Origin of the sequence: Parasphingorhabdus sp. JC815, assembly GCF_040717415.1 — a bacterium.
In the GTDB taxonomy this organism is placed as follows: Bacteria; Pseudomonadota; Alphaproteobacteria; order Sphingomonadales; family Sphingomonadaceae; genus Parasphingorhabdus.
The window spans coordinates 191,692-211,945 of record NZ_JBFEFM010000006.1 but is presented as its reverse complement, the minus strand read 5'-3'; the positions used below and the strand labels follow the sequence as shown (position 1 = coordinate 211,945).

Genomic DNA, 20,254 nt, shown 5'->3' with positions numbered 1-20,254 from the left:
AAAAATCCCGCAGCGCAAGCAAGGGTGGCCTGACGAAACAGTAACGCTTTCAACCAACCGGCACTGTTTCGTGTGACCGATCCGGGGGATCGGCGCAAAAATCCCGCGGGGCAAGGGTGGCCTGACGAGGCAGCAACGCTATCAACCAACCGACACTGTTTCGCGTGACCGATAGGGGTATATTATCAGCGCATGACCGAAATATAGCGATATAGACTGCATAAATCCGATAGCCCCCTTGATTTTGGAGCTATGTCTGCGCATTGGTTTACGCTCTGTTTGATCAACAAAAGGGCCTTTATGTCATCTGAAAAACTAGCGCGATCCGGCTCCATTTCTGCGCTTCGGAATTTTCTGAGAAGTGAGGCGTCCGGCGGTATATTGCTAATGGTCGCGGCCGCGCTGGCGATGATTGTCGCCAATAGCCCGCTCTATGACATGTATCATCATTTCCTCCACGAGATAAAAGGGCCGGTAATATCGGAAAAACTTGGCCCGATGACGCCGCATCTTTGGATTAATGATGGCCTGATGGCGATTTTTTTCATGTTAGTCGGTCTTGAAATTAAACGCGAGTTTGTTGACGGGCGGCTGAATAGCTGGGACCGGCGGCGTTTGCCGGTATTGGCTGCGGCCGCGGGTATGGTCGTTCCGGCGCTCATTTATCTGGCAGTTGTGCGCGATATGCCCGCGCTTTATAATGGTTGGGCGATACCGGCGGCGACAGATATTGCCTTTGCTATCGGCGTGCTGGCATTATTGGGGCCACGGGCTCCGACATCGCTAAAACTGTTTCTGGTCACGGTCGCCATTGTCGATGATATGGGCGCAGTGGCGATTATCGCGCTGGTCTATACCGCTGAAATCAACGGCGCGGCACTACTGGCGTCTGCTGTTATCCTTGGCATTATGTATACGCTGAACAAAGCGAATGTAAGATCCCTGCTGGTCTATCTTTTCTTTGCTGTGTTGCTGTGGTTTGCGGTGCTGATGTCCGGAGTGCACGCCACGATTGCCGGGGTGCTGGCGGCGATGGCGATACCGATTATCGTCACGCCCGGTGCGCCGGATTCGCAAGTATCGCCGTTACACCGGCTGGAACATGCCATTGCACCGTGGAGCGCCTTTTTTATCGTGCCGTTATTCGGCTTTGCCAATGCTGGTGTATCGCTGGATGGCATCGGCTTGGAGCATATTTTTGCGCCATTGCCGATAGGTATTGCGCTGGGTCTGTTTCTGGGCAAACAGGTCGGGATTTTTGCGGCGGTCTGGATAGCGGTAAAGACCGGATTTGCCGAACGGATGGGCGGCGCAAGCTGGCTACAGGTTTACGGTGTGTCCATGCTTTGCGGCATCGGTTTCACCATGAGCCTGTTTATCGGGGCGCTGGCTTTCCCGGGTAATATGCTGTTGATCGAGGAAGCGAAAATCGGCGTGCTGGGCGGATCATTCCTCTCGGCCATTGTCGGCTATTGTATCCTGCGTTTTGCTCCGCAAAACACACATCTGGCTGCGCTCGACGAGAAAGAAGAGCAGGAATTAAAGGCGGTGCTTTGAAGGCGGGCGCAGCCTTTTCTGCTGCGCTATTGCTGGCGGGCTGTTCGCCGGTCCAAATTGCCGCTCAGCCTGAAACAGCTACGGTAAAACCGGCTGCCCAACCTGCTATATCCGGACGGGATCATCAATCTCCACTCGACCGGATCGCCATCGATTATATTCTGCTGACGCTCGCGATGGGGGAAAAAGAAGCGGGATATGTCGATGCTTATTATGGACCGGAAATATGGCAGGAGCAGGCGAAACAGGATGGGCGCAGTCTGGCGGAACTGGGCCAAGACATTACGCGCCTGATTGCGCGCACAAAAGCGCTTTCGGGGGATAGAAACCGCGCTCGCCAACGCTTTTTATTGGCGCAGCTGGAAGCGGCCCGGACCCGCCATGCAATGCTATCTGGCAAAACACTGCCCTTTGTCGAGGAAGCAAAAGGATTATTCGGTGTTAGCCCCGCAATCCGCCCGCTCACAGAATTTGATCCCGTGCTGGCCAAGATTGACAGGCTTGTCCCCGGGGAAGGCGATCTTGCCGCGCGGGTTGAGGCTTTTGAGGACCAATATATAATCCCGAAGGAGCGGTTGAAAACTGTCTTCGATACAGCGATCGCAGAGTGCAAGCGCCGCACGGAAAAATATTTTGACCTGCCTTCGGATGAAAACTTCCGGATGGAATTTGTGACAGGGAAAAGCTGGAGCGGGTATAATTATTATCAGGGCAAATACCAAAGCCTGATCCAGATCAATACCGACCTGCCGATCCGTATTTCGCGCGCCGTCGATCTTGGCTGCCACGAGGGCTATCCGGGGCATCATGTCTATAATATGTTGCTGGAAGAAAATCTGGCCAATCAGCTGGGCTGGAAAGAGTTTTCTGTCTATCCGCTCTATTCTCCCCAATCGCTCATTGCTGAGGGATCAGCAAACTATGGTATCAGGCTGGCCTTTCCGGGTCACGAGCGTCTGCAATATGAACGGGATGTGCTTTATCCGCTGGCGGGTTTGAATCCCGAAGGAGCGCAAGACTATTGGGCACTTCAAAATGCAAAAGATGCTTTGTCGGGTGCGCGCATCACAATCGCGCAGCAATATCTGGACGGAGAGATCAGCCGCGAACAGGCCGCGCAGCTAATCCGGAAATATCAACTCGTGAGTGCAGACCGAGCCCGCCAACTCCTCGATTTCAACGACCAGTATCGCAGCTATGTGATAAACTATGGTCTTGGTCAGGATATGGTGCGGGAGTGGATAGAAGCACAGGGCGATGCTCCCGTCTGGCGCTGGAAAGCGATGGAGAGACTATTAAGCGAACCAATGCTGCCGCAAGATTTGCAAAACGGTTTGGACGAGGTAACTTCGGGTTATTAGCGTTCCGGCGTATTCCACTCTTCTGGTGAAAGATTGCGGTCTCGCAACCTGAGCGCCAGACCGATGGCAACGCCCACCCCGATTGCTACCGTCAAATCAATCAGCACTGTCAGAACCAATGTCGTTATAAGCATTATTTTGTCAGATGCGGGAAGCGACAGATGATCTTTCCATTTATGCGGTTCGCTCATATTCCAGGCAGTGACGATCAATAGCGCGGCGAGTGCCGGCATCGCGAGATACCCGGCTAGCGGAGCTGCAACAAGCATGATGATCAGGATGACGATGGCATGGACTATACCTGCGACAGGTGTTTTGCCACCGGCCTTGATATTGGTCGCAGTGCGGGCAATGGCGCCTGTGACCGGCAATCCACCGAATAGAGACGAAGCGATATTGGCAGCGCCCTGTGCGGTGACTTCGGCATTGGGGCGATGGTGTCCCTCGATCATCCGATCAGCTACAATGGCGGATAGCAGGGACTCCACTCCTGCCAGAAAGGCTATGATCAATGCCGAAGGAAAAAGCGTGATCAAGCGTTCAACCGACATGTCCGGCAGGGCTATATAAGGCAGACGATTGGGTAAATCCCCGAAACGTGAAGCAATAGTATCTGCGGAAAATCCCGAATATAATGCCAGTAGTGAGCCGATAGCGACAGCGACAATCAACCCTGGAAATCGTGGAAAAAATTTTCGTAAGCCAATAATCAAAGCGAGAGTGATGATAGCTATCATCAGTGCAGAACTGTTAAACGACCCTCGCGATTCCCAAAGCACCGGTATTTTTTCAAGAAAATCAGCGGGAAGATTCTCAATCGAAAATCCGGCAAAATCGCTGATCTGGCTGGTCGCAATGATGACGGCAATGCCAATGGTAAACCCGCTGACCACGGCTTCGGGCACATAGGATATAAGGTTCCCTAACCGGAAATAACCGGCGATAATCAATATTATACCCGCCATATTGGTCGCAAGAACAAGTCCGTCATATCCGTGATCGGCAATGACCCCGAAAACTACGACAATGAACGCGCCGGTTGGCCCGCCAATCTGGACACGGCTGCCGCCCAGAGCAGAAATGAAAAATCCCCCGATAATCGCGGTGATAATGCCGGTTGAAGGATCCGCTCCCGATGCAATGGCAATCGCTATGCTTAAAGGCAGGGCGACCATCGCTACGGTTATTCCGGCCATCAGATCGGCCAGTAACAAGGAAGCAGAATAGTCTTTTAAGGTTGTGATTATCTTGGGTTGCCGCATGAGCGCGATTATCAACAAATACAAGGAATGGGCAACCACAATCAAACCAGTCTTAACCACCTGCTAACCAATTTCGTTCATGCCGGTCCCTGAAAAATTAACTGGCATAGCCGAGTGCCCGATTTCGATCGGGTATTTTGAACAGGGACGGAACTTATGACGGATGCGAATAACCCGGTAGATGTAGCCATTATCGGTGCCGGGCCAGCAGGACTGACCGCCGCTTATTTGCTCAGTAAGAAAGGCTATTCGGTTAAAGTTATCGAGAAAGACCCGCTATATGTTGGCGGGATTAGCCGGACCGTAGAATATGAAGGTTTCCGTTTCGATATTGGCGGACACCGGTTTTTCTCAAAATCAAAGGAAGTGGTCGACCTGTGGAATGAAATCCTGCCCGATGATTTCATCCAGCGGCCACGGATGAGCCGCATCTATTATGAAGGCAAATTTTACAGCTATCCACTACGCGCTTTTGAAGCATTATGGAATTTGGGAATCTGGCGCTCTGCTCTATGTATGGGTAGCTATGCCAAAGCGAAACTATTCCCGAACAAAAATGTAAAAAGCTTTGAGGACTGGACCGTCAACCAATTCGGGTGGAAGCTTTATTCGATCTTTTTCAAGACCTATACCGAAAAAGTCTGGGGCATGCCGTGCGATGAAATGTCCGCCGATTGGGCCGCGCAGCGGATCAAGGGATTGAGCCTGTGGAGCGCGGTGGTTGACGGGTTGAAGCGCTCGCTTGGCCTGAACAAAAAACCCAATGACGGCATGGAAACCAAAACCCTTTTGGAAACCTTTCGCTATCCCCGCCTAGGCCCCGGCATGATGTGGGATGCGGCGCGTGATTTTGTCCGGTCCAAAGGCAATGAAGTGCTTATGGGGCACAGCTTGAAACAGTTGGCACAAGATGCAGATGGCAACTGGCGTGTGTCGGCCTCCACGGATGCTGGCGAAACCATTATACATGCCAAACATGTCATCAGCTCCGCACCAATGCGCGAACTGGCCAGTCGTATTCACCCTCTGCCAAAATCGCTACCGGAGGCGAAGGATCTCAATTACCGGGATTTTCTGACCGTCGCATTGATGGTCAGATCCCAAGATCTGTTTCCTGATAACTGGATTTATATCCATGATGACCGCGTTCAGGTGGGCCGCGTGCAGAATTTCCGTAGCTGGTCACCGGAAATGGTCCCTGATGCGTCCATCGCCTGTGTCGGACTGGAATATTTCTGCTTTGAAAATGATGGCCTGTGGTCGTCCAGTGATGATGATTTGATTGAGTTAGCCAAAAATGAAATGGCGATACTTGGTCTATGTGAGCCGGAAGATGTCGTCGGCGGGGCGGTTGTGCGTCAGGAAAAAGCCTATCCTGTCTATGATGATAACTACGAAGAGAATGTAACGTCCATGCGCGATGATCTGGAATCGCGCTTCCCGACGCTTCACATGGTTGGCCGAAATGGCATGCACCGCTATAATAATCAGGACCACGCGATGATGACCGCGATGCTGACGGTGGAAAATATCGAAGCCGGTTCGCGCAAGTGGAACGTGTGGAACGTCAACGAAGACGCCGAATATCATGAAGCAGGCGATGAAGGCGCGCAAAGCGTAATCGCTTCGGAAATCAGCGAGGATCGTGCTGCCGCGCTGAACAGCATGCGTGATGTGCCGACGCGGGTTGATACGCCCGAAACCAAGCCGTCCAAGGCGGCGTAACCGGTATATGGAGCGCAACGGTCAGGATAGACGGTCTGTCGCCGGGCAATGGGCAGGAAATCTGCCCGGTCCGCTGGCGTTGCTGCACCGTTTTTCCATCACGCGTTATTTGCTGGCGAGTATCATCAGCCTCGCTTTCGATGTGGCGTTGTTCATGGTGCTGGTTGCTTTTGCTTTCGATCCTGGTTGGGCCTCTGCGGCGGGTTATAGTGCGGGTATCATTGTGCACTGGCTGATTTCATCAAGCTTTGTCTTTCCCGGCAAAGCCAGACAGGGCACGGCGCTGCAACTGCAACGCATAGGCTTTGTCGCTACTGCCATATTGGGCCTTGGCATTACAGTCAGTATTGTTAGCTGGATGACCGATCTGGGCATTTTGCCCGTTATTGCCAAAGGCGCAGCGGTTTTTATCAGTTTTTTCGCGGTTTACTTGACCCGTAAGTTTGGAGTGTTCCGGTGACAGCTATCGCAGTGGATGCGCCGCGATCCGGTCTTTCAAAGGAATTTGGCAAGTTCGTCAACTGGGCTTTGATCTGGCTTGTGCTCGCCAATATGCCGTTCATAGCGATGTGGTTTGTCGGTGCGCCGCCGCGCTATTTTGAAATTGCTGTGGGCGGTATAATCGGCCTGATTGTAAAGCGCATGCCACGGATTATACAGTTTGCCGCCTTTACCGCCATCATGGCTTATTCAATCCTGTCATTCGTTGCGGGCCTGTTCAATCTTGGCATGAGTTCGCTGGTCTATTCCCTGCAATTTTTTGCCGAAATCAAGACCACCAACTCCGCAGAATATATTGCGGCCATTGTTGTTATCCTTGCTATATTAATCGCAAGCTGGTTCCTGCTCAAACGGGACACTAATTTTGCCAAGCCATCTTATATATTGCTTGGTGGTGCTTTGATATTTGGTCTGGCTGGCGCGGATTTCGCTATGGGTCAGAATATGCGCGGCCATTATTTCCGTGAAGCTCCACCGGGCGCCAATTTTGAATCTGCTACACAAAAAACCGCCTTTGCCAGCCGCGCTGATGGTAAACGTCATCTGGTTTTGATCATGGTGGAATCGCTGGGCGTTCCCCATGACAATCAGGCCATGTCGGACAAATTATTCGCTTATTATGACAATAGCGCCATTCAGGCCCGCTATGATGTAAGCCGGGGAACGAGCCTTTATTATAATAGTACTACAGCGGGCGAGTTTCGTGAGATGTGCGGGAAATGGGGCGATTATTACGAATTGCTTGATCCGGCCGAGGCGAAAAAAATAAATTGTTTACCGGCGCGGCTGGCTGCCAAAGGCTATGCCACTTATGCGATGCACAGTTTTCAGGGGGGATTTTTTAAGCGCGCCCAATGGTATCCCAATATCGGGTTTCAGAAACGGCAATTCTGGCCGGAACTGCAAGCCAAGGGCGTGGAGTGGTGCGGAGGCGTTTTCGCAGGAGCATGTGACCGTCAGATACCAAAGCTGCTCGCAGAAAAACTTAAAACAGCGGAGCAGCCCATTTTTCTTTACTGGCTGACGCTAAACACGCATTTGCCAGTGCCAACGGGCCTGAATCTGGAGGTGGATGATTGCCGGAAAGTGTCGGAAAAGCTGGCCAAGGATTTTCCGATGATCTGCCGGCAATTTGCGATCTTTGATGCCATCGACAAAGCGCTGGTCGCGGAAATAACCGCGAGCGATTTTCCCGAAGCAGATATATTGATCGTCGGCGATCATATGCCGCCATATTATGACCGGCACCACCGTTCACAATTTGATGCCGAGCGGGTGCCGTGGCTCTATCTGAGGCACAAGGGCGGTTCTGCCCCGGCATCATGAACGTGGTACCGTCACGACGCAATGCGGGGCCACTCCTCCTTATCTGGCTCGCCGTTTGTACGCTGCTGGTTTTTGTCTCATGGGACCAGATTGCTTCTGGTCTTGGCTGGGGACCGGATGATCAATTGCGTCAGGTGCAATTGCGCGATTGGCTCGGCGGGCAAAGCTGGTTTGATACGGTGCAATACCGGATTGGCTCTCCGGATAGTCAGCCCATGCATTGGCCGCGGTTGATTGAGCTTCCTCTGGCTTTATTCATCGTCATGCTTGGCCCGGTCATCGGCACTGCGGCCTCCGAAACGGCGGCCATGGTAGCCGTGCCGCTGATCGCTTTGGGCATCGCTATGTGGTTGGTGGCAAAAATTGCCGCTGAGCTTTTTCCTACGCGGGTTGCGCTGCTTTCCGCAGCTTTGACAGCGACGGCGGTGCCGGTTGTGGCGCAGCTTCGCCCGATGCGGATTGACCACCATGGTTGGCAAATCGTGCTTGCGCTGGCGGCGCTCTGGACCATGTTGCGGCCCGAAAAACGCAAGGCAGGTCTCGTCATGGGCGCGGTGCTTGCGCTATGGCTGTCTATCTCGCTGGAAGGTCTGCCACTGTCAGTTGCCTTCATCGCACTCCTCGCTTGGCGCTGGGTCATTTCGCTGGATGAGGGTGTCCGGCTTTTCTGGACGCTCACAGGGTTCTTGGGCAGCAGCATCTTGCTATATTTGGTCAATCACGGCCAATTTGATCCGGCGCTTAATCATTGTGATGCGATTTCTCCGGCACATTTGATCGCCTGTCTGGCAGGCGCGGTTGTCATCCTCCCCGCCATATGTTTCACGCCGGGCGCATGGGTGCGGTTCATGGCTTTGGGATTGGCCGGTCTCGTCGCTTTGTCTATATTATATACCGCCGCGCCACAATGCGTTGGCAGTGCTTTTGGGGAGATGGACCCTCTGGTTCGCGATTACTGGCTGGTCAATGTGGCAGAGGGCATGCCGGTCTGGCAACAATCGTGGGACAAGAATATATCCCTTTTCGGCGGCTCTATCATCATCGGACTGGGCGCTCTGGCCTATATGAGATGGAAGCGGTTTGATGCCATTGCTCTTGAGGCGACTGGTCCAGATGCGGTTAACAAGGACAAGCTGTTTCATTTGGCTTATGCCCTGATCTGGGCCTTTATCATTTCCTTGTTTGTGCAGCGCGCTGCTGCCGTGGCGGCTGCCTATGCCGTGCCGTTAACCGGCTGGGCGGTTGATCATGCCTTTCGTGGCGCGCGCAAGATAAAACGCCCTGAGCGCCGGATATTGGCGACGGTGGCGACGGTGTTCCTGATATTGCCCGGTCCATTGGCGCTTGGTATTTATAACGGGATTAGTGACCGTGGTGATAACAGCGAAGAACGGGTGCTACGCGCCGCACCAGCCTGCGGCTCGCCTGAGTCGCTGGCCCGGCTCAACGCCTTGCCGATCGCCAATATTATCGCGCCCTTTGACTTTGGCGCGCAAATTCTGGTGCAGACGCACCATGATGTGCTGGCAACAAGTCACCACCGCAATGACCGTGCGATGGCGGATCAGATCCGTATTTTTACGTTACATCCTGAAATGGCCCGTTCTACCCTGAAAGCTAGGAATATTCGCTATATTGTGCTATGTCCCGATGAAGCAGAATTGCAGCTTTATGCAAGGAAACATCCCGACGGTTTTTGGGCCAGATTGTCGGAGGGCAAGACGTTTGATTGGCTGCAACCTGTATATTTACGCGATAGCGGGCTGCTACTTTGGCGAGTGGTGCCGGATTTTCCGTGAATGTAGACCAGTGTATCCGAGTGTAAATTATAACAAAAGTCGGATATTATGGAGATGGTAATGGCAAAAATAACCGGATTGGGCGGCATATTTCATATTGTAAAGGATCCAGCGGCTACACGAAAATGGTATAAAGATTATCTGAGCCTGGATGGCGAATATGGTCCGATGTTAAGCTGGTCAGAGGAGAAGGGTGAAGACCCCTATAGTCTGATCAGTCATTTTGAGCCGCAAAGCGAATATCTGGAACCCAGTGAAGCGCGATTCATGATCAACCTGCGTGTCGATGATCTGGATGGCTATGTGGAGCAGTTAAAATCAAAAGGCATTGAAGTTCTGGATCAGGTCGATGAGGGATATGGCAAATTTGCGTGGATATTGGATTGTGACGGCATCAAGCTCGAGTTCTGGCAACAGATGGAGACACCGGACGCCGATACCTAAAACGCCCCTCCTTGAGGTGCGCGACTATCAAGCGGGAATGAATTTCAGTGCCAGTCCGTTAAGGCAATGACGTTTGCCGGTCGGTTTGGGGCCATCATTAAAAATATGTCCTAAATGCCCACCACAGCGGCTACAGTGGACTTCGGTACGGGCTATGCCGATTTTATAATCGGTCGATGTGCCGACGCGGCCCTTGATCGGCGCCCAGAAACTGGGCCAGCCGGTGCCGCTGTCATATTTGGTTGCCGATGAATAGAGGGGTTGATTACAGCCTGCACAGGCAAATATTCCTTTGCGCTTCTCTTTGTTAAGCGGGCTGGAATGGGCGGGTTCGGTTCCTGCCTGACGCAATATCCGGTAGCGCGCCGAGCCAAGGCGGTTTTTCCATATTTTCGGGCTATAAGTGACCTTGAATTGTTTGCCTGCTTCAGGGTTTGCGCTGGCATTGGTGCCGAAAAAGCCGGTGACATACGCAAAGCCATAGGCCCCTGCTCCGATAGTACCGGCCGCAATAAGTTTGCGTCGATTCAGACTTGCCATAGGCTATCCTTCCTTGCCGGTTCCTTTTTCGGTTCCAGCAAGGAAGAGTACATCAGAACAGCTGAACAAGAGCTTATCAGTAGTCTGAAAGCCTTTGGAACCTAATATTTCGACAGTTTGACCTGCATTTTACGAAAGCCGTGGACGAAACAGGCGTGTACCCGTTTCACTTCCCCGGTAACATTAACCTGCATGCGGCGTTTGGCCATTTCTTCCATCAGAATGCGAATTTGCAGTTCAGCCAGCCGCGCGCCGACACAGCGGTGGATACCATAGCCGAACGCCAGATGGCGCCGCGCATTTTCACGCTCGATGTCAATCTGGTCGGCATTTTCAAAAACGCTCTCGTCACGATTGGCGGAAATATACCACATGATGAGCTTGTCACCCTTTTTGATCTGGTGACCGAACAGATCAGCATCTTCCAGAGCGGTGCGCCGCATGTGCGCCAACGGGGTTTGCCAACGGATGATCTCCTGAACCGCGTTAGGGATGAGGTCGGGATTTTCCTGTAGTTTCTTGCGCTGGTCGGGGAATTGGTCAAGACCATAAGCCAGACCGGACATAGTGTTCCGGGTGGTGTCATTACCGCCAACAATCAACAGAACGAGATTACCTATAAATTCGAAGTGATCCATGTCTTTCATAGCTTCGCTATGGATCATCATCGAAATCAGATCGGGCGTAGGCTCGGCATTGACACGCTCGTTCCAGAGTTGCTGGAAATAAGCCCCCATTTCCAACAGGATTTGCCGCCGCTTTTCATCCAGTTCCGCTGCCAATGACAATTCGACATCACCGGCCCAGTCTGACCAAAAAGTCAGCAAACGGCGGTCTTCCCATGGAAATCCGAACAAAATGGCCAGCATGCCGGTCGTCAGTTCAATCGAAACCCTATCTACCCAGTCAAATTCTTCGTCCCACGGCAGACCGTCCAGCACTTCGGCGGTCCGGTGACGGATTTCGTCTTCCATCCGCTTCATTTCCGTGGGCGTGAATGCCGGAGCCACGGTGCGGCGTTGTCCGGTATGTTTCGGGCGATCCATGGCAATGAACATCGGGAGCTGGAAGTCCGAATCATCGTCTTCGCGTCGATCGGCGATGGTTATGCCGCCAATATCAACATCGGATGAATAGATATCGGGCAGGGCCTCGATATGCTGGATCGCTTTGTGATTACAGATATTCCAATAAGCACCATAGGCCGAATCCTCGACCTTGTTGATCGGGGCATTGGCCCGCATTTCTGCAAAAGGTGCGCGCCACAAATCCTTGCTATACAGTTCGGCGCGACTGACATCGCGGGGATTGGGATTCGCCTCAGCAACCGGGGGGTTGGCTTTATACCATTTCTCCAGCGCTTCCGCAGCTGTAGGGCTTGTAGTGAGGTTGGATGCGTCCAAGACGGGATTAGTGGCCATAAGTTCTCTCCTGCTGTTACCTTATCTGGCAATCAGTTGCGTTTCAAAACCAGTCCAATCTGCCTTTATTGACAGCTATGTCAACATAGATTCCATAAATGATCGTAAAATCACGACAATTTAATGCGCCAGCGAAGCGGATTATCGTTGAAGCGAGAAAATCTCTAGCCACGCATACGGGCAAATAGTTTCTTCTTACGCGCACTATTGCCTGATTTCATCACATTGCGGCGGAATAATATCACACTGAACCTTATGATGATCAGCGTGAACAGTCCCTGCCAGACTAATGCCAGACCATGCTGCCAGATATTGTCCATCTGCGCTGCGCGTGCGATCATCGCAAAGGGGGAGCTGAACGGAAAGATGACGGCAAGCCATTCGGCTGGTTCCTCCAATTTTGTAACCGTATAAGCCGCAAGGAAAAAAACCAGAAGTTGCCCCATGGTGACCGGCATGGACAGGGTCTGCACTTCCCGCACCGTCGTTGCCATTGCGCCAATGCCCAGGAACAGCGAGCCAAGAAGCAGATAAGCCATCGAGAAATAAAGCACCATCAATATACAGAAAAGCGGCCATCCCACAGCAGGCGCTGCTAAGGCGGGAATCCCCGTGCTCATCACCGAAATGCCAATGAAGCCTATTGTTGACCAGACGGTTATCCCGACCAACGCCATGCCCAGCATCGCAAAAAGCTTACCCAGAAATATCGCATCCATCGGAATAGCAGCGGCAAGAATTTCAATTATCTTGTTGGTTTTCTCTTCGACCAGATTGGATAATACCATGCCGGCCAATATCATCGTCAGCAGGATCAGGATGATCTGACCGCCCTGCGCGATGGCCAGACGGGCCCGTTGTTCCGAACTATCGGTCTCGGCGACGAAATCCGTTCTTACCTTAACCGGATTGGACCCGGCCAAGGCGGTTTCCGTCAAAAGTGCTATTTTGCCGCTCCACCGTTTAACATCGCGCTGCGATCCGGTGAGCAAGGGCGCTTCCAGTGACCCGGAAATAATCGCGTTGAGCGGTTTGGATGCGGTGTCGAGCTTGGTCTGAATATCGGGATCAGCCGGGTTCACATCGGATAGCAATAATAGTTCCGGTAAAGCGGCACCGCCAAGATTCTTGACCAGAGCAGCCCGCGCACTGACAAGCTTTGCTGATTGGCTGTCCTCTAACGCCACTCCGATAACGGGTCTGTCAATATCCTGACTGACCTGTTGCCCCAGACTTCCGGCTGCAAGGCCGATGGCCAAAGGAAACATCGGGCCAAGCAGAAAGAAGAAAAAGGACTTGGAAAAGATAATCGCGGTAAAATCGCGGCGGGCAATAACAAAGGCGGCGCGGATGGTTTCGATCATATCGCATCCCCCAAACCGCTATTATGCATAGCGGCATTGTCATCCATTTCCTTCGCGACTGCTTCTCCGGCAATATGGACAAACGCATCATGCAGACCGGGGCGTTCGATGGACAGGGATTCGATACCCGCATCGCCCTCTATCAACGCGCGAAGCAATGGCTCGACACCATTTTCCGGTAGGGTGAAATGCCAGTTATGCCCCAAAGGCTCACAATCAGCGGGGATTGCAGATCGCCACGCTCCATCCAGATTGCGCGTTTCAAGATGCACTTGCGGGCGCAGCCGGTCGCGCGCGGTGGACACTTTGCCGGCAAAAGGGATTTTACCATTGGCGATAATCGCGATGTCCTCGCACAGTCGTTCTGCATGGGCGATGACATGGGTAGAGAAAATGACTGTCACACCCTTGTCGGTTTGCGCGCGGATCAACCGTTCCAGTTTTCCCTGATTCAGCGCATCCAGACCCGAAAACGGCTCGTCCAATATGATCAGATCGGGCTTGTGGACAATCGTGCCTAGCAGTTGGACAGTCTGCGCCATGCCTTTTGACAATTGACGGATCTGCTTGTCGGCTGCACTGCCAAGGCCGTGATCTTCCATCATCTGACGCCCGCGTCTGCGCCCCTCGGCCAGCGGTAAACCGCGCAATGCGCCCATGAAAGCAATCGCATCATAGGCTTTCATGGATTGATACAGCCCGCGCTCCTCCGGCAGATAACCGACCTGATGGGCTTTGCTGATCGGGTCGGGAGAGCCAAGTAAAAACCGTTCGCCTTCGTCGGGATCAATTATGCCCAGCAACATCCGCAAAGTCGTGGTTTTACCCGCACCATTTGGACCCAATATACCAAATATGCTTCCTCTTTTTATGGTCAGGTCGATACCATCAACGGCTGTTTCGCCGTCGAACCGTTTGATAATATTACGGGTTTCAATCGCATTAACGGGGACATTAGCGTGTTCAGCCTGGGCAGGAAAAATCTCTTGTTCACTGGAAGTCATTTACGGCTTTCCTAATGGGGCGTGGTCAGTGATAATGACGGTACATGGCTGATGACAAGTTAAGATTGATCGAATCGCTCGAAAATCGTTCGCGGGCAGAGGGCTTTGCTGCCTTTGGCATCGCCCCTGCGGCTTTGGCTCCTGTCACGGCCCGGCGTTTGCATGACTGGCTGGCGACCGGACAGCATGGCGAAATGATCTGGATGGAAAGCAGAGCGGAACAACGCTCCAGTCCGCATAATTTATGGCCGGATGTCCGTTCTGTCATTATGCTGGGAACAAGCTATGCTCCGATGCGCGACCCGTTCGCACTGGAAAAAGTCCCCGATCATGGCCGGATTTCCGTCTATGCACAGGGAAAAGATTATCATGATGTGGTCAAAGGTGCATTGAAACGCACGGCCCGCTGGCTGGTCGAGAACACCGGTTGCGAGGTGAAGGTCTTTGTCGATACCGCACCAGTTATGGAAAAACCGCTGGCTCAGGCGGCGGGGCTGGGCTGGCAGGGTAAGCATACAAATCTGGTCAGTCAGGACCATGGAAGCTGGCTGTTTCTGGGCGCGATATATACGACGCTTGATCTGGGATCATCGACCAGTGGACAGGACCGCTGCGGCAGTTGTCGCGCCTGTCAGGATATTTGTCCGACCAATGCGTTCCCGGAGCCTTACCGGCTCGATGCGAAAGCCTGTATTTCTTATCTGACGATTGAATCAAAAGGCCCGATCCCGCACAAATACCGCAAGGCAATCGGCAATCACATCTATGGCTGTGATGACTGTCTGGCCGTATGTCCGTGGAATAAATTTGCCAATGCCGCTGCAACGAACAAGGCGTTTTTGCCGCGCGCTGAACTGGCGGCTCCGGCTCTGGCGGATTTGCTGGCGATGGATGATGCAGGCTTTCGCAAGATATTTTCCGGATCTCCGATTAAACGCACCGGGCGTAACCGGATGGTTCGTAACAGCTTGATTGCAGCGGGTAATAGTGATGATGCCACCCTTATCCCGTCGGTAATGGCATTATTAGATGATGAAGATGCTATTGTGCGCGGGTCGGCGGTCTGGGCCTTGTCACAGCTTGATCCGGCCGGATTTGACCGCGAGAAAGCCGCGCGACTGCCCACAGAACCGGAAGCCGTTGTCCGGTCGGAATGGGATGCCCCACGTGTTTCTTAGCGCAGGTTTAGCGCCTTTGCAGGGCTTTGACACAAGCGGCGCGGTCAACCTCGGTACCGTCACTGCGCCGGGCATCGACATGGGTAACGCGCTTTTCACCGCCTCCGCGTGGAGGATAAAGATAGGCATCGAGCACGCACGCGCCGTTTGAAAACTGTAATTTCCGGGCAGGGGGCTCCGCAAAATCCGCCTGCGGAGTACCGAAAAGCCGTGTGATCTGCCCCGCAGTTTTTCCCATGACCGCTTCCAGTCCGGGCACATTGCTAAGCGGCGAGGGCGCGGAAGTTGCTGGTGCAGAAGGTATCACGCCGCCCGAAACACAGGCGGACAGGGCGGGCAAAGCAGAAAGGACGATAAGCTTGCGGATCATGTCAGTTGCTTTCTTGCAGGCGGTTTTCGCGGTTGCGATGAACCAGATGGGTAGCCATAGCTGCTCCGATTATCGGCGCAAGAAAATTGACAAAAGGCACCGCAAGCAACAACGCAATAGTCAGGCCGAGACCAAAACGGGATAGCTTGCCGATCTGCCATATATCCTCTTTCTTGTCGCTCATCTGGTCAGGACTGCCTCGCTTGAAATCGGGGGAGTGCCGCGCAGCCACCATGTCTTGCAGATCCCGTCCGATCAAGATCGCATTGACCGTAAAAAACGCAATCGGCGCGCCAATGCCAGTCACCAGCAATATGATGTAAACCGGCAAAGCCAATATATTATAGCCCATCGCCCGTCCCACCGAAGCCAGCCCCATTTTCAGGCCGAGCATATAGCCCGGCGCTCTGGCCGTTTGCGCGCGAGCCGGATAGTGGCGGGCCTCCACCACATCGACAATATCGTCTGAAAAAATATTCAGGACAAATATTGCGATCACGCGGAACAGAAATATGACAGTCAATGCCGTGATAATCGTCGCTACCGCAGCCGCAGCGAAACCGCCGTTTTCAAGCGCGAAGAAGGTGAACAACCATGACGGCAGAAAATATGTTCCAACCCCGAAAACCGCCAATAGCAATAGCGAGATGAGAAACACTTTCAAAAGCAGCAATAATATCCGCCGGTCCGACAATTGGGCGATGGATAAAAGAAACGCGCTGATCATGTGTATTCCATGTCACGAAAACCCGTAGCGGGTCAATTCTACTTGAACCAGCGGCCTGTTCCCCTTACCCACGGCGCATAGCCGATCCCATATAAGGACATGTTTATGACCAGTGAAGCCCGTTACGATATTGTTGCTATAGGCAATGCGATTGTAGATGTTATTGCACAAGCCGATGACGCGTTTCTGGAGGAGGAGCAGCTTGTCAAAGGCTCGATGACCTTGATTGATGCGGATCGCGCCAAACAGCTTTACCGTGATATGGGCGCAGCCCGCGAAATTAGCGGCGGTTCTGCGGCCAACACGCTCGCCGGTGCGTCCACGCTGGGCCGGCAATGCGCCCTGATTGCACAGGTTGCCGACGATCAACTGGGCGAAGTGTTCACCCATGATATTCGCGCCACCGGGATTGATTTTGATGTGCCGACAATCAGCGATGACCCACCAACCGCGCGCTGCCTGATATTGGTAACGCCGGATGCACAGCGCACGATGAACACATTTTTGGGTGCGTCCCAGTTTCTGGCCCCTGCCTCTGTCGATGCGGACCTGATCGCCAGCGGAGCCATTCTCTATCTGGAAGGCTATTTGTGGGATGCCGAAGAACCCAAGGCGGCGATGGCGCTGGCGATTGATATTGCCCAAGAAAATAACCGCAAAGTGGCTTTCACACTATCCGACGGTTTTTGTGTCGAACGCCACCGCGATGATTTTATCGGTCTTATTCAGGGCGGCAAAATTGACATATTGTTCGCCAATGAAGACGAAATTAAATCCCTTTGCGAAACCGAAGATTTTGACGCCGCCGTCGCGCAAACCGCTAAACAGGTCGAAACGCTTGTGGTGACGCGTAGCGAAAAAGGCGCAATCGCGGTCCACAAAGGCAAGTCTTGCGCGGTTGATGCAGAGCCGGTTGAAAAAGTCGTCGATACCACTGGAGCAGGCGACCTGTTCGCTGCCGGTTTCCTCAGCGGCTATATTGAAGACCGTTCGCCGGAAGACTGTCTGACCATGGGCGCGGTTGCCGCAGCCGAAGTGATTTCCCACTATGGCGCCCGGCCCGAAGCGGATCTGCAAAAACTGCTGGCCCAGCGTTTGGGTTAAGTCCAGCCAGAAAAGCCCCATCTGAAAAGCACCGCGCGGTTAAGCGTTTATCCGGATAACAACACCGTCATCCGGCCCGCAATATGTCGGTCACTTCTTCCAAAGTGCCACGGACGCGCAGCAACTGGTCCTTGCCAAATACGATCAGGCATTCGTCATCTAATCTGTCTACCAAACGCACAAATTGCACTATTTCAGGATTGACCGAGATTTCATTGCCGTTTTTGTCCATTAAGGTCACAAATGGTATCATTATTGTTCCTTTTCGCTCAATTGCGAAGCTGCTGCGGCCTCAGGTGTTAATCCAATAGTCCTTCCCAGGCAAAAGGAAGTTTTGGCTAAGATTGCTACCTAAGAATAGGAAAACTAGAATCTGTGTTTTTGGAGGTATCATGACAAGAGCTATTTGGCGACAAATGAGCGATAAAGATATTGATGGTGTGATGGCGGTTGCTGAACAAGCATTTCCCGACCACCCTGAAGAAGTCGCGGTTTTCAAGGAGCGGCTTGCGCTTTATCCGGCTGGTTGTTTCGCTTTGGCCGATCCATCAGATACTATCCTGGGCTATTGCATTTCCTATCCGTGGGAATTGGGGGCTATTCCGCCACTGAACAGTCCGCTTGGCACTGTACCAAAAGAATCCGCTACGCTGTATCTGCATGACCTTGCTTTGCATCACGATGCTCGCAGCCAAGGCTATACCAAAGAGATTTTGCATCGATTAGACGAAAAAATGGCGCAGCAAAACGGGGGTGCTATCGCGCTGGTTTCTGTTAACAGTTCGGTCCCCTTTTGGGAATCGAACGGATTTGTCGTTCAGTCAACTCCGGCACTGACCAAAAAACTGGAGTCCTATGGCGCGGACGCGCGTTACATGGTCAAAAACTTCTAAATCCGGATAGCCGCTTGCCTTGCGCTTTCATGATGGTGCGAAACGCATGCTATCATGGATCACGATATGATATCAGCGTTTCCATAAAAAGTTCCGCTACCCGGTCTTCCTTGGAGGAAAAGGCATGAAAAAAGCTTCCATTCGAGACACTGGCTTGCCTGCATATAGAACCGACAGTAGCGGCTTCGAAACTACGCTCGTCAATTAAATCACGGCTCGCTGCTAATATCTTCTCTCTCGCAGTCATGTGGTAGCCCTATTGGAGTATTGCTCTAGAGTGATGATCTACACTACGATCCCTGACGAATCCACAAACAGGAGTTGCAGATGATCATAGATGCATGGGGCCAGCACCCGACTTTAAGGCATTCACAGGATTCCATATTTGCTTCTCTAAGGCGATGGACGAAGACAGAAGAGCCAACACAAGCCTTGCCGATCGAAGCGACGATTGCCGCGATGGATCAGGGCAATATCGACAAAATGCTGATTAGTGCTTGGTATGCTCCAAACAAAATCATGATTTCGAATGACGAGGTGGCCGAATTCGTCGAGGCATCCGATGGCCGGTTTGTCGGTGTGGGTTCGGTTGATATTTCTAAACCGTCAAAACTTATGACCGAAGTCAGAAGATGCGTGGAGGAACTCGGCTTCAAGGCAATGCGTGTGCTGCCATGGCTATGGGAAACTGCACCGACCGACCGGCGATTTTATCCATTATATGTTGCGTGCTGTGAGCTTGGCATCCCGTTTTGTACGCAGATCGGACATACCGGGCCATTGATGCCATCAGAGCCAGGTCGTCCGCTATATCTCGATCAAGTGGCACTCGATTTTCCAGAACTGAAAATTGTTGCCGGCCATATCGGCTATCCCTGGACTCAGGAAGCCATTGCTGTTTCGACCAAGCATCAGAATGTGTATATTGACACATCTGCCTATACTGTCAGCCGTTACCCTGCCGAGCTTATTGAGTACATGCGCGGTCATGGGCGCAAGAAAATATTGTTCGGGACCAATTATCCAATGATTACACCGTCCCGCGCACTCACGGGCTTGGACGATCTAGAGCTGGATTCGGAAACGAAGAATGCATTTTTGGGTGGTAATGCTCAACATGTGTTCAATTTGTAGCGCTATTGTCCGTGTCATCTTTCTTCCTGCGAATTTTTCGGGACAGCCGCCGCCTTTCACTGGCAGGACGGGTCGCGAATTTGGTTTCCAGCAGAAAGAAAAGCAGCGACACGAAAACCATCACCATGGCCGAAATCCACACTGCCGCAACATAAGTGCCTATGGGTGGGCGGATGAAGGCGCTTATAAATAACAAGGCTACCACAGTACATATCAGCAAGGCTGCGATAGTGCTCAAGGTGACGGCGGTGTGCGCGTATGTCTGACGACGTTTCAACACAGGAAGCTCTTCCAATGCCGGATCATGTCGTCCCATTTTCTCGCTCTCGTCCAAACGGTCCACGCGCTCGGTAAGCCAGATCAATCGCCCGTTCATAACATTAAGAAATGCGCCGATAGCTGCGAGAAGAAAAACCGGGGCCAGTGAGATTTGTACAATCCTCTGAACACTTGCCGTATCGGATGTTCTGGCAATTAATTCACTCGCAAAAGTTCCGCTATTTGCCAATATTTCGATCATATAATCTCCAAGCGTTGATTAACG

Annotated in this window: 21 protein-coding genes; 11 read left to right on the top strand and 10 right to left on the bottom strand. The window is 52.5% G+C overall.

What is annotated here, in order from left to right; genetic code table 11:
* Positions 1-300: 300 nt before the first annotated feature.
* Positions 301-1,557, top strand: a complete 1,257-nt coding sequence (gene nhaA / locus AB1K62_RS13780; protein WP_367004372.1) for a Na+/H+ antiporter NhaA — start codon at positions 301-303, stop codon at positions 1,555-1,557.
* A complete protein-coding gene (locus AB1K62_RS13775) occupies positions 1,554-2,918 on the top strand; it encodes a hypothetical protein (protein WP_367004371.1) in 1,365 nt (454 codons plus the stop codon). The genes nhaA and AB1K62_RS13775 overlap by 4 nt, the downstream gene beginning before the upstream one ends.
* Here the strand turns inward: AB1K62_RS13775 and AB1K62_RS13770 are convergent.
* Positions 2,915-4,240, bottom strand: coding sequence for a SulP family inorganic anion transporter (locus tag AB1K62_RS13770; protein ID WP_367004370.1), 1,326 nt, complete (start codon positions 4,238-4,240; stop codon positions 2,915-2,917). The genes AB1K62_RS13775 and AB1K62_RS13770 overlap by 4 nt on opposite strands.
* 96 nt (positions 4,241-4,336) lie before the next feature.
* On the opposite strand from AB1K62_RS13770, the gene AB1K62_RS13765 reads away from it, so the two are divergent.
* The 5 genes from AB1K62_RS13765 to AB1K62_RS13745 are packed head-to-tail and all read left to right on the top strand — an operon-like array spanning position 4,337 to position 9,975.
* A complete protein-coding gene (locus AB1K62_RS13765; protein ID WP_367004368.1) occupies positions 4,337-5,905 on the top strand; it encodes an NAD(P)/FAD-dependent oxidoreductase in 1,569 nt (522 codons plus the stop codon).
* Between the two features lie 7 nt (positions 5,906-5,912).
* A complete protein-coding gene (locus tag AB1K62_RS13760) occupies positions 5,913-6,365 on the top strand; it encodes a GtrA family protein (RefSeq protein WP_367004365.1) in 453 nt (150 codons plus the stop codon).
* The gene (locus tag AB1K62_RS13755; RefSeq protein ID WP_367004362.1) at positions 6,362-7,732 is read left to right on the top strand and encodes a sulfatase-like hydrolase/transferase; all 1,371 of its coding nucleotides are present in this window, start codon (positions 6,362-6,364) and stop codon (positions 7,730-7,732) included. The genes AB1K62_RS13760 and AB1K62_RS13755 overlap by 4 nt, the downstream gene beginning before the upstream one ends.
* Positions 7,729-9,531, top strand: coding sequence for a hypothetical protein (locus AB1K62_RS13750; protein WP_367004361.1), 1,803 nt, complete (start codon positions 7,729-7,731; stop codon positions 9,529-9,531). Before AB1K62_RS13755 ends, AB1K62_RS13750 begins: the two co-directional genes overlap by 4 nt.
* Before the next feature lie 60 nt (positions 9,532-9,591).
* Positions 9,592-9,975, top strand: coding sequence for a VOC family protein (locus AB1K62_RS13745; protein WP_367004358.1), 384 nt, complete (start codon positions 9,592-9,594; stop codon positions 9,973-9,975).
* Between the two features lie 27 nt (positions 9,976-10,002).
* Here the strand turns inward: AB1K62_RS13745 and msrB are convergent, their stop codons facing one another.
* The 4 genes from msrB to AB1K62_RS13725 form a co-directional block, all read right to left on the bottom strand.
* A complete protein-coding gene (gene msrB / locus AB1K62_RS13740; protein WP_367004357.1) occupies positions 10,003-10,515 on the bottom strand; it encodes a peptide-methionine (R)-S-oxide reductase MsrB in 513 nt (170 codons plus the stop codon).
* 101 nt (positions 10,516-10,616) lie between these two features.
* Positions 10,617-11,936 carry a cytochrome P450 gene (locus tag AB1K62_RS13735; RefSeq protein WP_367004355.1) on the bottom strand — a complete coding sequence of 440 codons (1,320 nt, stop codon included), beginning with the start codon at positions 11,934-11,936 and terminating at the stop codon, positions 10,617-10,619.
* 164 nt (positions 11,937-12,100) lie between these two features.
* Entirely contained in the window at positions 12,101-13,300 is a 1,200-nt protein-coding gene (locus AB1K62_RS13730; protein ID WP_367004352.1) for an ABC transporter permease, read from the bottom strand.
* Positions 13,297-14,304 carry an ATP-binding cassette domain-containing protein gene (locus AB1K62_RS13725; protein ID WP_367004350.1) on the bottom strand — a complete coding sequence of 336 codons (1,008 nt, stop codon included), beginning with the start codon at positions 14,302-14,304 and terminating at the stop codon, positions 13,297-13,299. The genes AB1K62_RS13730 and AB1K62_RS13725 overlap by 4 nt, the downstream gene beginning before the upstream one ends.
* A 44-nt stretch (positions 14,305-14,348) precedes the next feature.
* Here AB1K62_RS13725 and queG point away from each other — a divergent pair, with 44 nt between their 5' ends.
* Positions 14,349-15,482, top strand: coding sequence for a tRNA epoxyqueuosine(34) reductase QueG (gene queG / locus AB1K62_RS13720; RefSeq protein WP_367004348.1), 1,134 nt, complete (start codon positions 14,349-14,351; stop codon positions 15,480-15,482).
* Positions 15,483-15,489: 7 nt separating this feature from the next.
* Here queG and AB1K62_RS13715 read toward each other — a convergent pair whose 3' ends face one another.
* Both AB1K62_RS13715 and AB1K62_RS13710 read right to left on the bottom strand, forming a co-directional pair.
* A complete protein-coding gene (locus AB1K62_RS13715) occupies positions 15,490-15,852 on the bottom strand; it encodes a hypothetical protein (protein ID WP_367004346.1) in 363 nt (120 codons plus the stop codon).
* 1 nt (position 15,853) lies between these two features.
* The gene (locus AB1K62_RS13710) at positions 15,854-16,579 is read right to left on the bottom strand and encodes an EI24 domain-containing protein (RefSeq protein ID WP_367004345.1); all 726 of its coding nucleotides are present in this window, start codon (positions 16,577-16,579) and stop codon (positions 15,854-15,856) included.
* 105 nt (positions 16,580-16,684) lie between these two features.
* On the opposite strand from AB1K62_RS13710, the gene AB1K62_RS13705 reads away from it, so the two are divergent.
* The gene (locus tag AB1K62_RS13705; RefSeq protein ID WP_367004343.1) at positions 16,685-17,683 is read left to right on the top strand and encodes an adenosine kinase; all 999 of its coding nucleotides are present in this window, start codon (positions 16,685-16,687) and stop codon (positions 17,681-17,683) included.
* A 67-nt stretch (positions 17,684-17,750) separates the two neighbouring features.
* Here AB1K62_RS13705 and AB1K62_RS13700 read toward each other — a convergent pair whose 3' ends face one another.
* On the bottom strand, positions 17,751-17,936 hold the full coding sequence (locus tag AB1K62_RS13700) for a hypothetical protein (protein ID WP_367004340.1): 186 nt from the start codon (positions 17,934-17,936) through the stop codon (positions 17,751-17,753).
* A 163-nt stretch (positions 17,937-18,099) separates the two neighbouring features.
* Between AB1K62_RS13700 and AB1K62_RS13695 the strand changes: the two genes are divergently transcribed.
* Positions 18,100-18,576 (top strand): GNAT family N-acetyltransferase, encoded by a 477-nt coding sequence (locus AB1K62_RS13695; RefSeq protein WP_367004338.1) that lies wholly within the window; start codon positions 18,100-18,102, stop codon positions 18,574-18,576.
* Positions 18,577-18,628: 52 nt separating this feature from the next.
* On the opposite strand, the gene AB1K62_RS13690 is transcribed toward AB1K62_RS13695, so the two are convergent.
* On the bottom strand, positions 18,629-18,823 hold the full coding sequence (locus AB1K62_RS13690; protein ID WP_367004336.1) for a helix-turn-helix domain-containing protein: 195 nt from the start codon (positions 18,821-18,823) through the stop codon (positions 18,629-18,631).
* Positions 18,824-18,903: 80 nt separating this feature from the next.
* Here AB1K62_RS13690 and AB1K62_RS13685 point away from each other — a divergent pair, with 80 nt between their 5' ends.
* Complete coding sequence (locus tag AB1K62_RS13685) at positions 18,904-19,710, top strand: amidohydrolase family protein (RefSeq protein ID WP_367004335.1); 807 nt, start codon at positions 18,904-18,906, stop codon at positions 19,708-19,710.
* Here the strand turns inward: AB1K62_RS13685 and AB1K62_RS13680 are convergent.
* Positions 19,700-20,230: a DUF2721 domain-containing protein gene (locus tag AB1K62_RS13680; protein ID WP_367004334.1), complete on the bottom strand. Its 531-nt coding sequence runs from the start codon at positions 20,228-20,230 to the stop codon at positions 19,700-19,702. The two genes, AB1K62_RS13685 and AB1K62_RS13680, sit on opposite strands and share 11 nt — an antisense overlap.
* Between the last annotated feature and the right edge of the window lie 24 nt (positions 20,231-20,254).

What these genes read in the sequence shown, in the direction of transcription:
- AB1K62_RS13700 (WP_367004340.1), bottom strand. Translation starts at nt 17,936, where the DNA reads ATGATACCATTTGTGACCTTAATGGACAAAAACGGCAATGAAATCTCG.
- AB1K62_RS13695 (WP_367004338.1), top strand. Translation starts at nt 18,100, where the DNA reads ATGAGCGATAAAGATATTGATGGTGTGATGGCGGTTGCTGAACAAGCA.
- nhaA (WP_367004372.1), top strand. Translation starts at nt 301, where the DNA reads ATGTCATCTGAAAAACTAGCGCGATCCGGCTCCATTTCTGCGCTTCGG.
- AB1K62_RS13760 (WP_367004365.1), top strand. Translation starts at nt 5,913, where the DNA reads ATGGAGCGCAACGGTCAGGATAGACGGTCTGTCGCCGGGCAATGGGCA.
- AB1K62_RS13690 (WP_367004336.1), bottom strand. Translation starts at nt 18,823, where the DNA reads ATGACTGCGAGAGAGAAGATATTAGCAGCGAGCCGTGATTTAATTGAC.
- AB1K62_RS13685 (WP_367004335.1), top strand. Translation starts at nt 18,904, where the DNA reads ATGATCATAGATGCATGGGGCCAGCACCCGACTTTAAGGCATTCACAG.
- AB1K62_RS13725 (WP_367004350.1), bottom strand. Translation starts at nt 14,304, where the DNA reads ATGACTTCCAGTGAACAAGAGATTTTTCCTGCCCAGGCTGAACACGCT.
- msrB (WP_367004357.1), bottom strand. Translation starts at nt 10,515, where the DNA reads ATGGCAAGTCTGAATCGACGCAAACTTATTGCGGCCGGTACTATCGGA.
- AB1K62_RS13750 (WP_367004361.1), top strand. Translation starts at nt 7,729, where the DNA reads ATGAACGTGGTACCGTCACGACGCAATGCGGGGCCACTCCTCCTTATC.
- AB1K62_RS13735 (WP_367004355.1), bottom strand. Translation starts at nt 11,936, where the DNA reads ATGGCCACTAATCCCGTCTTGGACGCATCCAACCTCACTACAAGCCCT.
- AB1K62_RS13765 (WP_367004368.1), top strand. Translation starts at nt 4,337, where the DNA reads ATGACGGATGCGAATAACCCGGTAGATGTAGCCATTATCGGTGCCGGG.
- AB1K62_RS13710 (WP_367004345.1), bottom strand. Translation starts at nt 16,579, where the DNA reads ATGATCAGCGCGTTTCTTTTATCCATCGCCCAATTGTCGGACCGGCGG.
- AB1K62_RS13715 (WP_367004346.1), bottom strand. Translation starts at nt 15,852, where the DNA reads ATGATCCGCAAGCTTATCGTCCTTTCTGCTTTGCCCGCCCTGTCCGCC.
- AB1K62_RS13730 (WP_367004352.1), bottom strand. Translation starts at nt 13,300, where the DNA reads ATGATCGAAACCATCCGCGCCGCCTTTGTTATTGCCCGCCGCGATTTT.
- AB1K62_RS13705 (WP_367004343.1), top strand. Translation starts at nt 16,685, where the DNA reads ATGACCAGTGAAGCCCGTTACGATATTGTTGCTATAGGCAATGCGATT.
- AB1K62_RS13680 (WP_367004334.1), bottom strand. Translation starts at nt 20,230, where the DNA reads ATGATCGAAATATTGGCAAATAGCGGAACTTTTGCGAGTGAATTAATT.
- AB1K62_RS13745 (WP_367004358.1), top strand. Translation starts at nt 9,592, where the DNA reads ATGGCAAAAATAACCGGATTGGGCGGCATATTTCATATTGTAAAGGAT.
- queG (WP_367004348.1), top strand. Translation starts at nt 14,349, where the DNA reads ATGGCTGATGACAAGTTAAGATTGATCGAATCGCTCGAAAATCGTTCG.